General features: G+C 65.9%; 13 protein-coding genes and 2 pseudogenes. 9 read left to right on the plus strand and 6 right to left on the minus strand.

All coding sequences use genetic code 11. From position 1 onward, the window contains the following. From ACIA8C_RS00005 to ACIA8C_RS00030, 6 genes and pseudogenes are all read left to right on the plus strand, one after another. Positions 1 to 495: pseudogene (locus ACIA8C_RS00005) on the plus strand (DNA-directed RNA polymerase subunit beta); the annotation flags it as partial. A 142-nt stretch (positions 496 to 637) separates the two neighbouring features. Then, complete coding sequence (locus tag ACIA8C_RS00010) at positions 638 to 4,591, plus strand: DNA-directed RNA polymerase subunit beta' (RefSeq protein WP_397130042.1); 3,954 nt, start codon at positions 638 to 640, stop codon at positions 4,589 to 4,591. 312 nt (positions 4,592 to 4,903) lie between these two features. Further along, positions 4,904 to 5,938: an alpha/beta fold hydrolase gene (locus tag ACIA8C_RS00015; protein WP_397130043.1), complete on the plus strand. Its 1,035-nt coding sequence runs from the start codon at positions 4,904 to 4,906 to the stop codon at positions 5,936 to 5,938. 9 nt (positions 5,939 to 5,947) lie between these two features. Further along, positions 5,948 to 6,091 carry a hypothetical protein gene (locus ACIA8C_RS00020; protein ID WP_397130044.1) on the plus strand — a complete coding sequence of 48 codons (144 nt, stop codon included), beginning with the start codon at positions 5,948 to 5,950 and terminating at the stop codon, positions 6,089 to 6,091. Positions 6,092 to 6,140: 49 nt separating this feature from the next. Further along, on the plus strand, positions 6,141 to 7,205 hold the full coding sequence (locus ACIA8C_RS00025) for a glycerophosphodiester phosphodiesterase family protein (RefSeq protein WP_397130045.1): 1,065 nt from the start codon (positions 6,141 to 6,143) through the stop codon (positions 7,203 to 7,205). Between the two features lie 104 nt (positions 7,206 to 7,309). Next, complete coding sequence (locus ACIA8C_RS00030; protein ID WP_397130046.1) at positions 7,310 to 7,789, plus strand: PaaI family thioesterase; 480 nt, start codon at positions 7,310 to 7,312, stop codon at positions 7,787 to 7,789. Positions 7,790 to 7,834: 45 nt separating this feature from the next. Here the strand turns inward: ACIA8C_RS00030 and ACIA8C_RS00035 are convergent, their stop codons facing one another. Then, complete coding sequence (locus ACIA8C_RS00035; protein ID WP_397130047.1) at positions 7,835 to 8,845, minus strand: aldo/keto reductase; 1,011 nt, start codon at positions 8,843 to 8,845, stop codon at positions 7,835 to 7,837. Positions 8,846 to 8,945: 100 nt separating this feature from the next. Between ACIA8C_RS00035 and ACIA8C_RS00040 the strand changes: the two genes are divergently transcribed. Further along, complete coding sequence (locus ACIA8C_RS00040; RefSeq protein WP_397130048.1) at positions 8,946 to 9,830, plus strand: helix-turn-helix transcriptional regulator; 885 nt, start codon at positions 8,946 to 8,948, stop codon at positions 9,828 to 9,830. Positions 9,831 to 9,842: 12 nt separating this feature from the next. On the opposite strand, the gene ACIA8C_RS00045 is transcribed toward ACIA8C_RS00040, so the two are convergent. Then, complete coding sequence (locus ACIA8C_RS00045) at positions 9,843 to 10,472, minus strand: hypothetical protein (protein WP_397130049.1); 630 nt, start codon at positions 10,470 to 10,472, stop codon at positions 9,843 to 9,845. A gap of 101 nt (positions 10,473 to 10,573) precedes the next feature. Next, entirely contained in the window at positions 10,574 to 11,044 is a 471-nt protein-coding gene (locus ACIA8C_RS00050) for a MarR family winged helix-turn-helix transcriptional regulator (protein WP_397130050.1), read from the minus strand. Positions 11,045 to 11,128: 84 nt separating this feature from the next. Here ACIA8C_RS00050 and ACIA8C_RS00055 point away from each other — a divergent pair, with 84 nt between their 5' ends. Continuing rightward, the gene (locus ACIA8C_RS00055; RefSeq protein WP_397130051.1) at positions 11,129 to 11,500 is read left to right on the plus strand and encodes a VOC family protein; all 372 of its coding nucleotides are present in this window, start codon (positions 11,129 to 11,131) and stop codon (positions 11,498 to 11,500) included. 12 nt (positions 11,501 to 11,512) lie between these two features. Here ACIA8C_RS00055 and ACIA8C_RS00060 read toward each other — a convergent pair whose 3' ends face one another. The 3 genes and pseudogenes from ACIA8C_RS00060 to ACIA8C_RS00070 form a co-directional block, all read right to left on the minus strand. Further along, on the minus strand, positions 11,513 to 12,499 hold the full coding sequence (locus tag ACIA8C_RS00060; protein WP_397130052.1) for a pirin family protein: 987 nt from the start codon (positions 12,497 to 12,499) through the stop codon (positions 11,513 to 11,515). A gap of 43 nt (positions 12,500 to 12,542) precedes the next feature. Next, positions 12,543 to 12,854, minus strand: a complete 312-nt coding sequence (locus ACIA8C_RS00065) for a GNAT family N-acetyltransferase (protein WP_397130718.1) — start codon at positions 12,852 to 12,854, stop codon at positions 12,543 to 12,545. Positions 12,855 to 12,863: 9 nt separating this feature from the next. After that, positions 12,864 to 13,337 (minus strand): annotated as a pseudogene (locus ACIA8C_RS00070) (carboxymuconolactone decarboxylase family protein); the annotation flags it as partial. A gap of 173 nt (positions 13,338 to 13,510) precedes the next feature. Between ACIA8C_RS00070 and ACIA8C_RS00075 the strand changes: the two are divergent. After that, complete coding sequence (locus tag ACIA8C_RS00075; RefSeq protein WP_364723377.1) at positions 13,511 to 13,681, plus strand: hypothetical protein; 171 nt, start codon at positions 13,511 to 13,513, stop codon at positions 13,679 to 13,681. Positions 13,682 to 13,714: the final 33 nt, after the last annotated feature.

The following is a 13,714-nucleotide window of genomic DNA, read 5'->3' on the forward strand; positions in this document are numbered from 1 at the left end:
GGCGAGCCGTTCCCGTACCCGGTGGCAGTCGGCTACATGTACATCCTGAAGCTGCACCACTTGGTCGACGACAAGATCCACGCCCGTTCCACCGGTCCGTACTCGATGATCACCCAGCAGCCGCTGGGTGGTAAGGCACAGTTCGGTGGTCAGCGCTTCGGTGAAATGGAGTGCTGGGCCATGCAGGCGTACGGCGCTGCCTACACGCTGCAGGAACTGCTGACGATCAAGTCCGATGACGTTGTCGGCCGCGTGAAGGTCTACGAGGCGATCGTCAAGGGCGAGAACATTCCGGAGCCGGGCATTCCGGAGTCGTTCAAGGTGCTCCTCAAGGAACTCCAGTCACTGTGCCTCAACGTCGAGGTGCTGTCTTCGGACGGCGCGGCGATCGAGATGCGCGACGGCGACGACGAGGATCTGGAGCGCGCCGCGGCGAACCTGGGCATCAACCTGTCCAGGAACGAAGCGGCCACCGTCGACGATCTGGCGAACTAGGCGGTCGGCCGGATGTCGTTGGTTTTCAACGACATCCGGTCCCGCGTTCCACCAACTAGTGAACTTTTTGCTCGAATTCGACCCGAATAGGGGCAGTGAAGTTGAATTTTCACTCCGCAAGCTCCGTGAAAGGTGAAGTTACGTGCTAGACGTCAACTTCTTCGATGAACTCCGGATCGGCCTTGCCTCCGCCGACGACATCCGCCAGTGGTCTTTCGGCGAGGTGAAGAAGCCGGAGACCATCAACTACCGCACCCTCAAGCCGGAGAAGGACGGACTCTTCTGCGAGAAGATCTTCGGCCCCACCCGGGACTGGGAGTGCTACTGCGGCAAGTACAAGCGTGTCCGCTTCAAGGGCATCATCTGTGAGCGCTGTGGCGTCGAGGTGACTCGCGCCAAGGTGCGTCGTGAGCGGATGGGCCACATCGAGCTGGCCGCACCGGTTACCCACATCTGGTACTTCAAGGGCGTGCCTTCGCGCCTCGGGTACCTGCTCGACCTGGCGCCGAAGGATCTGGAAAAGATCATCTACTTCGCCGCCTACGTCATCGTCGGTGTCGACGAGGAGCTGCGCCACAACGAGCTCAGCACCCTCGAGGCCGAGATGGAGGTCGAGAAGAAGGCGGTCGCCGACCAGCGCGACGCCGACCTCGAGGCCCGCGCCCAGAAGCTCGAGGCCGACCTGGCCGAGCTCGAGGCCGAGGGTGCCAAGTCCGACGTGCGCCGCAAGGTCAAGGACGGCGGCGAGCGGGAGATGCGCCAGCTCCGTGACCGGTCCCAGCGCGAGCTGGACCGGCTCGACGAGATCTGGACCACCTTCACCAAGCTGGCCACCAAGCAGCTCATCGTGGACGAGATCCTCTACCGCGAGCTGATCGACCGCTACGGCGAGTACTTCACCGGCGCCATGGGTGCGGAGTCCATCCAGAAGCTGATGGAGAACTTCGACATCGACGCCGAGGCCGAGAACCTGCGGGAGACCATCCGCAGCGGTAAGGGCCAGAAGAAGCTGCGCGCGCTCAAGCGGCTCAAGGTCGTCGCGGCCTTCCAGACCAACGGCAACTCGCCGATGGGCATGGTGCTCGACGCCGTTCCGGTGATCCCGCCGGAGCTGCGCCCGATGGTTCAGCTCGACGGTGGCCGGTTCGCCACCTCCGACCTGAACGACCTGTACCGCCGCGTGATCAACCGCAACAACCGCCTCAAGCGACTGATCGACCTCGGCGCGCCCGAGATCATCGTCAACAACGAGAAGCGGATGCTGCAGGAGTCCGTCGACGCGCTGTTCGACAACGGCCGTCGTGGCCGTCCGGTCACCGGACCGGGTAACCGCCCGCTGAAGTCGCTGAGCGATCTGCTCAAGGGCAAGCAGGGTCGGTTCCGTCAGAACCTGCTCGGCAAGCGCGTCGACTACTCGGGCCGTTCGGTCATCGTGGTCGGCCCGCAGCTCAAGCTGCACCAGTGTGGTCTGCCCAAGCTGATGGCGCTGGAGCTGTTCAAGCCGTTCGTGATGAAGCGTCTGGTCGACCTGAACCACGCGCAGAACATCAAGTCCGCCAAGCGGATGGTCGAGCGTCAGCGTCCCCAGGTGTGGGATGTCCTCGAAGAGGTCATCGCCGAGCACCCGGTGCTGCTGAACCGCGCGCCCACCCTGCACCGCCTCGGCATCCAGGCGTTCGAGCCGCAGCTCGTCGAGGGTAAGGCGATCCAGCTGCACCCGCTCGTCTGTGAAGCGTTCAACGCCGACTTCGACGGTGACCAGATGGCCGTGCACCTTCCGCTGTCCGCGGAGGCGCAGGCCGAGGCTCGCATCCTGATGCTGTCCTCGAACAACATCCTGTCGCCCGCCTCCGGCCGACCGCTCGCCATGCCGCGACTCGACATGGTGACCGGCCTGTACTACCTGACCCGCCTGCAAGAGGGCGCCAAGGGCGAGTACAAGGCCGCTGGCAAGGACAAGGCCGAGTTCGGCGTCTACTCCTCGCCCGCCGAGGCGCAGATGGCGGTGGACCGCGGTGAGCTCACCGTGCGTTCGCTGATCAAGGTCCGGCTCATCCACCAGCGCCCGCCGAAGGAAATCGAGGCGGAGCTGTTCCCGGACGGCTGGAACCGTGGCGATGCGTGGATTGCCGAGACCACCCTTGGTCGCGTGCTGTTCAACGAGCTGCTCCCGGCGGACTACGCGTTCATCAACGAGCAGATGCCGAAGAAGCGTCAGGCGACGATCATCAACGATCTGGCCGAGCGCTACCCGATGATCGTGGTCGCGCAGACCGTCGACAAGCTGAAGGACGCGGGCTTCTACTGGGCCACCCGTTCCGGCGTGACGGTCTCCATGTCCGACGTGCTCGTGCCGCCGGAGAAGACCGAGATCATGGAGCGCTACGAGGCGCTTGCCGATCAGATCGAGAAGAAGTACCAGCGTGGTGCGCTCGATCATCAGGAGCGCAACAACGCCCTGGTCAAGATCTGGCAGGAAGCGACCGAAGAGGTCGGTACCGCACTGCGTGCGCACTACCCGCCGGACAACCCGATCATCACGATCGTCGAGTCGGGCGCCACGGGTAACTTCACCCAGACTCGTACCCTCGCCGGTATGAAGGGTCTGGTGACGAACCCGAAGGGTGAGTTCATCCCGCGCCCGATCAAGTCCTCGTTCCGTGAGGGCCTGACCGTGCTCGAGTACTTCATCAACACCCACGGTGCTCGTAAGGGTCTGGCCGATACCGCGCTGCGTACCGCCGACTCGGGTTACCTGACCCGTCGTCTGGTGGACGTCTCGCAGGACGTGATCGTGCGCGAGCACGATTGCGCCACCGAGCGCGGCATCATCGTGCACATCGCCGACAAGCAGGCGGATGGTTCGCTCATCCGCGACGCGCACGTGGAAACCTCCGCGTACGCTCGCACGCTCGCTTCGGACGCGGTGGACGCCAAGGGCAACCTCGTCATCGGTAAGGGCGCCGACCTCGGCGACCCGGCCATCGACGCGCTGCTCGGGGCGGGCATCACCGAGGTTCGGGTGCGCTCCGTGCTGACCTGCACCACCGGTACCGGTGTCTGCGCCACCTGCTACGGCCGTTCGATGGCCACCGGCAAGCTGGTCGATATCGGTGAGGCCGTCGGTATTGTCGCCGCGCAGTCCATCGGTGAGCCCGGCACCCAGCTGACCATGCGTACCTTCCACCAGGGTGGTGTCGCGGGCGATGACATCACCGGCGGTCTGCCGCGGGTGCAGGAGCTGTTCGAGGCCCGCGTGCCGAAGGGCAAGGCGCCGATCGCCGAGGTCAGTGGCCGCGTGCGGATGGAAGACGACGACCGCTTCTACAAGATCACCATCATCCCGGATGACGGTGGTGAAGAGGTTGTCTACGACAAGCTCTCGAAGCGTCAGCGTCTGCGTGTCTTCAAGCACGACGACGGCACTGAGCGTCTGCTCTCCGATGGTGACCACGTCGAGGTCGGCCAGCAGCTGCTGGAAGGCGCGGCGGATCCGCACGAGGTGCTGCGCATCATGGGTCCCCGTCAGGTGCAGATCCACCTGGTCCACGAGGTCCAGGAGGTCTACCGCTCGCAGGGTGTGTCGATCCACGACAAGCACATCGAGGTCATCGTGCGCCAGATGCTGCGTCGCGTGACGATCATCGATTCGGGTGCCACGGAGTTCCTGCCCGGTTCGCTCACCGAGCGTTCCGAGTTCGAGGCCTCCAACCGTCGCGTCGTCGCCGAGGGCAATGAGCCCGCGGCGGGTCGCCCGGTGCTGATGGGTATCACGAAGGCGTCGCTCGCGACGGATTCGTGGCTGTCGGCGGCGTCCTTCCAGGAGACCACTCGAGTGCTGACGGACGCGGCGATCAACTGCCGCTCCGACAAGCTCATCGGCCTCAAGGAGAACGTGATCATCGGCAAGCTGATCCCGGCCGGTACCGGTATCAACCGCTACCGCAACATCACGGTGCAGCCGACCGAAGAAGCCCGTGCCGCCGCGTACGCGGTGCCGTCCTACGACGACACCTACTACAGCCCGGACAGCTTCGGCCAAACCACCGGCGCCGCAGTCCCGCTCGACGACTACGGTTTCAGCGACTACCGCTAACCCGGTACCGCGCAACAACATCGGCCCCCGCTCCCCACGGAGCGGGGGCCGTTTGCGTTGCCCTCAGCGACCGACTCTCAGCTCTACCGTCTTTCGACGGGCCGGAGGATCTCAGCTGGGAATGGATGCGTTCCGTTCGGCAGCATCATCGCCTTGGTGGCTTGGGGTGCGGAAAGAGTGATGGGAAATTTACTTTGGGGCGATTGATTTCTGTCAGAATATTTTCAATTGAAGGAGTTTGGTCGGTGGTGCGCTAGCGCGGTTTGGGGCCTGCCGAATCCTGTTCCGCCCGTTGCGAAAGCGAGACAATTCATGTCCGAGTACCACCAGATCTTCGATCTCGGTGACTTCACCACGCAGCATGGTGCCACGCTGCGCGGCGCCTTCCTGGCTTACGCCACCTATGGTGAGCTCAACGCCGAGAAGAGCAATGCCATCGTCTATCCGACGTGGTACTCGGGGCGACACTGGGACAACGAGTGGCTCATCGGCGCGGGGATGGCGCTCGATCCGGCCGAATACTTCATCATTGTGCCGAACATGCTCGGCAACGGCCTGTCCAGCTCGCCGAGCAACACCCTCCAGCCCTACGATCGCGCGCGCTTCCCCGACATCACCGTCTACGACCAGGTGGCGGCGCAATACCGTTTGGTGACAGAGAAATTCGGCATCGAGCGGCTCGCCTTGGTGACCGGCTGGTCGATGGGCGCTGGACAGACCTACCAGTGGGCGGTGAGTCATCCGGAGATGGTCGAGCGGATCGCCCCGTTCTGCGGTTCCGCGCGAACCAGCCCGCACAACAAGGTTTTCCTGGAGGGCGTCAAGTCGGCGCTGACCGCCGACTCGGCCTTCGCGGGCGGCTGGTACGGCGAGAACTGGCCGACCATCGGAATACGCGCCATGGCAAGGGTTTACGCGGGCTGGGGCTTCTCCCAGGCCTTCTACTGGCAGCATGAATACGAGAAGCTCGGCTACACCTCCCTCGAGGATTTTCTCATCGGCTTCTGGGAGGGCTTCTTCCTCGACGGCCGCGACCCGAACAACCTGCTCGCCATGCTCTGGACCTGGCAGCACGGCGACGTCGGCCGCACGCCCGGCTTCGACGGTGACACCGAGGCCGCCCTCGCCTCGATCAAGGCCACCGCACTGGTGCTGCCCGCCGAGAAGGACCTCTACTTCCCGCCGGAGGACGAGGCCTGGGCCGTCTCGCACATCCCCGGCGCGGAACTCCGTGTGATACCCGGCATTTGGGGCCACTTCGCCGGCCACGGCTCGAATCCCGATGACACCCGGTTCATCGACGCCGCCCTAACCGACCTACTAGGCAAACCCGGTGGCCTGGCCTGATTTCGGGCCGTGAACTACACACTCGTTGTCGCGCTCGGCGCACTGTTCCTCATCGGCATCGTCGTCCTAGCGGTCTGGGATGACCTGCGCGACCGAGGCGAGGACCGAACCGGACAACCCGAAGCGAAGCGCATCGACACGAACCGTCATTGATTCATTCAGGCGTCACCGCCGCGTCGGCGGCGGCCGTCACAATGGAGGCATGCGCAGAACGTATGCGGTTGGCGTCGCGGCGATCCTGTTCGGCGGTGTCCTGAACGCGGGTGCCGCGCCGGCGGACGGGCCACCCGCGCAGTTCGATCTGCAGGCGCATCGTGGCGGGGCGGCCCTGGTGGTGGAGAACACGCTTGCGTCGTTCACGAACGCGCTCGAGCTCGGCGTGCGCACACTCGAGCTGGACGTGCAGATCACCGCGGACGGGTATCCGGTGGTCACCCACGACCGTGATCCGAGTCCGGACAAGTGCGTCGACACCGCACCCGCCTTTCCCGGCGATCCGAAGTTTCCCTATGTGCCGGGTACCAGGTTCATTCGGGACCTGACATTGGCCCAGGTTCGCACCATCGACTGTGGATCGAAGCGGTTGGCCGCGTTTCCGGAGCAGCGCACGGTGCCGGGCGCCCGAATGCCTTTGCTGTCAGAGGTTTTCGACCTCGTGCACGCCTATCGTGCCGATGAGGTCATGCTGAACGTCGAGTCCAAGGTCGAAGCGGGAGCACCGGAACAAACCGCGCCCCGGGAGCAATTCGTGCAGGTGATTGCCGCGGAAGTGCGGCGCGCGCACCTCGAAAATCAGGTCACCATCCAAAGTTTCGACTGGGGTTCCCTGATGCGCATGCGCGAGGTCGCGCCGGAATTGCCGCTCGTCGCCTTGACCAACGGGCAACAATTCCTGCAGGAAGGCCAGCCCGGTGCGTCGCCGTGGCTGGGCGGCATCGACATCGATGACTTCGCCGGCTCGCTCCAGGAGAAATTCGTCAGCGCCGCGGCGTCGTTCGGTGCCGACGCGGTCTCGCCGGTGCACGGCGATCCGCAGGACGGCAGCATCGAAGATCCCGGCTATCAACCCTTCACCACCGGCGGTTTGGTCCGAGCCGCCCATCAGCGCGGAATGCGGGTGGTGCCATGGACTGTCGACGACCGGGCAACCATGACCGCGCTGATCGACCTCGGCGTGGACGGCCTCATCACCAACCGCCCGGATCTGCTGCGCGCCACTCTCGCCGAACGCGGTTACCAGCTGCCGAAGGCATATCACCGGCCCTGAAGCGCAGTAGCTCGGTAGGGAGCCATCGAGCACGTCGTGCGGCCCCCCGCGTGGACAACCCGCACTCCACAGGGTAAGTAAATAGAACACGTTTCAGTTATTCGGTGGGAGATGCGATGGACAGCGCGGCCATGGGGGAGTTGGTGATGGCGGGGTTCCAGAAGCTGGGCTTCATCCAGTACGCCGGGATCGAAGGGGTGGAGTTCGATGCCGGGCGGAATGTGGTGCGGATGGCGCCGCGAGCCGAGCATCTGAACCACAACGGCGATCTGCACGCGGCGGTGTTGTTCGGCCTGGCCGAGACCGCGGCGATGGGCGCGTCGGTCTCGGGCATCGTGGACCTGATGGCGGAGACCTTCATCGTGGCCAGGGACGGGCGGATCGAATATCGAGCGCGCGCGAAAGGCGATGCGGGGCCCTATCTTGCGACGTCCGAGGTATCCGGGGACATCCTGCAGCAGGTGCGTGCGGATATCGCGGCCCGCACACCGATCGAACTGGAAGTGCCGGTGAACATCACCGACGGCACCGGAAAGTCGGTGGCGGCAGCGACATTCACCGCGGTCATCCGACCACGCAGGTAGCAATCGCGGGTGCGGTGCGCTCGGAAAACGAGCGCACCGGCCAGCTCAGCGCTCGCTGTCGAGCATCGCCATCTGCGCGGTGGCGTAGCGCTCACCGGCGATCTGATCGGCGGGCACCGCTGCCTCGATGGTGGCCAACTCATCCTCGGTCAGCGAGACATCCAGTGCGCCTGCGGCTTCGGTCCAGCGCTCGCGCCGCCGGGCGCCGATGATCGGCACGATGTCCGCGCCACGGGTCAGCACCCAGGCGATGGCGAGCTGGGCGACCGAAACATCCTTACCCGCGGCGATTTCGGCCAGCGCGTCGACCAATTTCAGGTTCTGGCTGAGGTTTTCGCCCTGGAATCGCGGGCTGTGCGCACGGAAGTCGGTGGCGGCGAACGTAGTTCCGGCCTGAACCGAGCTGCTCAGCAGCCCACGCGACAACACGCCGTATGCGGTGATACCGATGCCGAGTTCGCGGCACAGCGGCAGAATCTCGGCCTCGATGCCGCGCGAGATCAGCGAGTACTCGATCTGCAGGTCGGCGATCGGATGTACGGCCGCGGCCCGGCGGATGGTGTCGGCGCCGACCTCGGACAACCCGATGTGCCGGACATACCCCGCCTCGATCAGCTCGCCGATCGCGCCGACGGTGTCCTCGATCGGAACGTTCGGGTCGAGCCTGGCCGGTCGGTAGATGTCGACGTAGTCGACGCCGAGCCGCTGCATGCTGTACACGAGGAAGTTGCGCAAGGCCTCGGGCCGGTTGTCGACGCCGCCCCAGGTGCCGCCGGGTCCGCGCAGCGCGCCGAACTTCACGCTGAGCAGCACGTCCTCGCGGGGGCGTCCGGCGATCGCGTTGCCGATCAGTAGCTCGTTGTGCCCGGCCCCGTAGAAGTCGCCGGTGTCGATGAGGTTCGCGCCCGCCTCGAGCGCGGCGTGGATGGTGGCGGTGGATTCGGCGTCGTCCGCGGCGCCGTACATGCCGGACATGCCCATCGCGCCGAGACCGATGCGGCTGACCTCCGGCCCGGTCCTGCCGAGCTGAACTGTGGGGATCTTCGATGTCGTCATGAGATAAGCCTGACCCTCCGGCGCGGATCGCGGCAGAGATTGCTTATCGGGGGATTCCCGATCCCTGGCTGCGCGGCCCGTTCCGGGGGACAGTAGAGGTATGGATCGCACCGAGCTAGCCGACTTCCTGCGTCGCCGTCGTGAGCAGCTGACGCCCGCGGAGGTAGGTTTGCCGCCGGGTGTCCGGCGCCGCACCCCAGGCCTTCGTCGAGACGAGGTAGCGCTGTTAGCGGGCATGTCCACGGACTACTACACCCGGCTGGAACAGTCGCGCGGGCCGCGGCCGTCCACCCAGGTACTCGCCTCGCTGGCCCGCGCGCTGCGCTTCAGCAGCGACGAACGCGACCACCTCTACCATCTCTGCGACCACGCGGCGCCGGGACGCGAACTCGGCGACAAGCACGTCGGCCCCGGACTGATGCATCTGCTGGCCAAGCTGGATGACACCGCCGCCACCGTGATCACCGACCTCGGCGAGGTGCTGGTGCAGAACCGGATGCACACTCTGCTGGTCGGCGACCACGGTAATCGTCGCGGCTGGGATCGCTACTACGCCTACCGCTGGTTCACCGACATCGGGTCACGCGCGATCTTCCCCGAGGAGGACTGGGATCGCCTGGGCCGCAAGCACGTCGCGGATCTGCGCGCGACCGCCGCGCGCCGCTCGGGCGACGCCGACGTCGCCGAGTTCATCGGCAAACTGCGTTCGGAGAACGCGGAATTCGATCGGCTCTGGGATGAACACGAAGTGGCGGTACGTATTTCGGATACCAAACGGATCAAGCACCCCCAGGTCGGCCTGATCGACACGATCTGCGAAACGCTGCTCACCCCGAACGCCGCCCAGCGACTGCTGGTCTACCTGCCGCGCCCCGGCACGGATGCGGCAGAAAAGCTGGACCTGCTCCGCGTCATCGGAACGCAAACCTTGGATGCCACCGACGATATCGCGGATCGCGCGCACCGCCCCTCATCCGCCGGCTGAGCGGCTGCCCGATCAGGGTGCGCCGGAGACGTAGTCGAGCGCCGCGTCGATCGCGGGCTGACCACCGGCCATGGCGAGTCCGGCCGCGGCGCCGATCGCGGCACCGAGCACCGTGGTGATCGGCACCGTGATGAAGTCGATCACGAAGAGCCCGAGCGGGAAGCCGAGTACGAAACCGATCCCGGCGCCGATTCCCGCGCCCGCCAACACGATCGGCATGGCCTTCTCGACCTCGGCGAAGAATCGTTCCTGGCCGGCCACGTCGCGCAACGGCGCCTGCGACAGGTGGTCGGGGACGAGGGTGAGGCGATGGCCCGCCTCCTCGATGACCGGATTCAGCGCCACCCGTTTGTCGCCGACGCGCAACGCCATCGGCAGTGCGGCGACCACGTTTCCGGCGCGATCGGTCAGTGTGACGACCCGGCCGTCGTGGATCAGGTCGAACTGGCCGTCCTGGATCGTCGTCACCGCGGCGCGCCGATCCTCGGATGCCGCGACCTGGTAGGCGATTTCGGCGAAGGATCCGCGCACGTCGAGCGCGGTGTCGGGGGTGGTGGCGGGATCCGCGTGCGTGGCGCTCGTGCTGATGACGGTGGCCACCAGGGCCAGTAGTGCGGTCGCGGAGATTCTGGAAACTCTCATCGTGCTCTTTCGGTAGCGCTGCCCCTGCGCAGTGTGTTAGTCGGCGACAGTATCAGGCATGGCAGGCCGGGGCCTGCCGTTCGGGCACAACACAACTCGGTTCAGAGCCGCAGTTCGCCGCTCAGCCTGCGCAGGTATCCGGCGAACCGCTGCCGGTCGAGCTCGTCCCAGTCGGCGGTGAGTTCGACGAAGACCTGCCGCTGCCAGTCGCGGGCGTCCGCGAGTAGGCGCTCACCGCTGGCGGTCAGCGCCAATGCTGTTCGGCGCCGGTCGTGTTCGGACTCGGCGCGCGAGAGGTGGCCTGCCGCCGTGGCATCGCGCACCATCCGGCTCGCCCCCGAATGGTCGAGTCCGAGTTGATGGGACACCGAGGTGATGGTGGCCTCGGCGCCTTGCTCGACGGTGGCGGCCACCGCCTCGACCACCTGGACGTGCTGGGCGTGCCGCAGTTCGTCGGGTAGGTCCGCGGACGTCCGATTGATCCAGCGCCGAGACCAGAAGCGGACCAGTCGAAACAGTGCGGGGCCGCCGTCGGCGGCGGTCCCAGGACTGGCGGTCGCCCGTCTGCTCATGGTGCCAGCCTAACCCGCCACTAGTAATCACATGCGATCTGCATGTATATTTGCATGCGTATCGCATGCTTTTAGGAGGCAGTAGTGTCCATAGTCTTGAATCACACGATCGTGCCTGCGGCGGACCGGCACACGGCCGCAACGTTTTTCGCCGAATTGCTGGGACTGACGGTGGGTGCGCCGAGCGGCCCCTTCGCGCCGGTCCAGGTCAATGCCGACCTCACCTTCGACTTCGACGACCGCGGGCAGGTCGAACCGGGCCATTACGGGTTTCTCGTCGACGACGAGACCTTCGACGCGGTGCTGGCGCGACTGGCGCAGTGGCCCGGTGTCGACTACGGCTCGGGCCCCCAGCACGGGTGGGACCGAGCCGTCAATCATCTCGGTGGCGGCCGCGGTGTCTACGTGCACGCGCCCGACGGCCACAGCTACGAGCTGTTCACCGCGGTCCCCTAGTCCAACGACGAATCAGGTTCTGGCCGGACCGATTCGGCGTTTGCGGGGCTTGAGGTGCAGGCCGGGCAGCGGCGGGGCCGGAATGCGCTGCTCGGGCGGATGGCCCGCGATGTCGGCGAACCGGCCGAGATCGTGGTTCTCCCAATCGTTTCGGGCCGCCACGATCTCATCATGACTGCGGCCGACGAAATTCCACCACATCACCAGCTCCTCGCCGAACGGCTCGCCGCCGATCAACGCGAAATGCGCGCCGGCCGAGCTGGTCAGCACGACCTCGTCGCGATCGGTGCCGAGGTACAGCAGCGGTCCGGCGGTCAGCGAGGTGCCATCGACGGTCACCTCGCCCTCGATCACCATCAGCGCGTGTTCGAACCCGCGCTCTAGGGGGAGGGTGACCTCACCCGGTGCCAGCCGCACATCCGCACCGACGATCGGCGTGTAGGCGGTGGCGGGCGAGGTGACTTCGGCCAGCGAGCCGATCAGCACGATGGCACGAAGTCCTGGCGCCTGATACACCGGCAGCTCGCGATGCTGCTCGAAGTGCGGTTCGATCCCGGTTTTGTTGCCGGGCAAGGCGATCCACAGCTGCAGGCCGTGCCCGGCGTGCGCGCCCGCGACGCCGTACTCGGAATGCGCGATACCGCGTCCCGAGGTCATCAGGTTCAGCTGGCCCGGCTCGATCTGCACGTCCGAGCCGACCGAGTCGCGATGCCGGATCCGGCCGTCGAACGGCCAGGTCACCGTCTGCAGCCCGATGTGCGGATGCGGATCGATGTCCGGCGACGCGCCGGTATCGGTCACCGTCGGCGACCCGAAGTGATCGAGGAAGCACCACGCCCCGACGGTCGGCAGATCCCGTTGCGGCAGTACCCGTTCCACGAAAACGCCACGCACGCCGCCGAGTGGTACCTCACGCGACGGGTACAGCTCGGCCACTCGGCCGGGGCCGGGCGCGGGCTCGCACAGCGCCTCCGCAGGATGTGGATCGAGATCGCTCACAACTCCGCCGTTCCCGCAGGCGCTGTGTTGTTGCTTCGCTCGCTCACCGCTTGATGCCCTTGCCGATGACATGCGCGTCGTACTGCGGGTGCTTGTCCAGGTAAGCCTTGATGAACGGGCACACCGGCCGGATCGCCCGGCCGCGCTCGACCACATCCTCGATGGCGTGCTTGGCCAGCGTGCTGCCGAGCCCCTTGCCGGAGAACGCGCCGTCGATCTCGGTGTGTGTGAACACCGTCTCGTCGTCGCGCTCCTCGTACTCGGCGAAACCGGCGAGATCGCCGCCGTAGAACACCTCGTACCGGTGCTTCTCGTCGTTGCGGACAACCTTGGATTCCGAGGCGGCTGCGGTCATGGTCGGCTTCTCCTTCGGTGCGTGTACCGGATGTCTGCTGAGGATCGACACGCGATTGAACGCGCCGATCGTGGTGGCGGCCCAGACGACGACGGACAGCTGGTCGTCGGTCAAATATTTGCGAGCGAAAGCGTACTCACGCTCCATCGTGTGCTCGTCGGGCAGCGTGGCGGTGATTTCGGCCAGCGCGAGCGCGGCCTGTTCCATCGGCGAATACAGCTCGGTGCGCCGCCAGGCGGGCAGCACGGCGAGTTCCTGGTCGGTGTTCCCGGCGGCGAGCGCGGCACGCTGGTGCGTGTCCAGGCAGAAGGCGCAGCCGTTGATCTGGGAAACCCGCACATTGATCAGCTCGATGAGTTTGCGATCCAAGCCGGCAGCGGCGCCTGCGGCGCGTACTTCGCTCGCGACCGTGCTCAGTGCGCGGAATGCGGTGGGCGTCTGCTTGTCGATCCAGACGCGGTCATGCGGTACATCAAGCTTCACTCCACTGGATATTAGTAGCCGGCGGCACCGGGCGCCCGGCAGGGGCGTGTTCAAACGGACTGAGGTCCGGGTTCATTTACACCGGCATACAGAACTCGTAGAGATCGTTCGCCGCCTCTCGCCCGGCCCGCTGAACCGGACAAACATGGAGGGTTCAGCGAAGGAGAAACGTCATGAGGTTCCGCAACCGCACCGCCCCCACCTTGGTCGCCGCCTGCCGCCGCAGCGCGCACCGGCTCTGGGCCAGGCAGGATCTCACGCCGCAGGAGCGAGCGAACTTGATGGTCGGGTGGACCCCGCCCGCGATAATCAGTGCCTCGCTCGGCGGGCGAACCTTCCACTGAGGCAGCGCCACTCCGGCAGAGACAGCGCCCTCA

It is taken from the genome of Nocardia sp. NPDC051321 (genome assembly GCF_044455225.1).
Lineage (GTDB): Bacteria > Actinomycetota > Actinomycetes > Mycobacteriales > Mycobacteriaceae > Nocardia.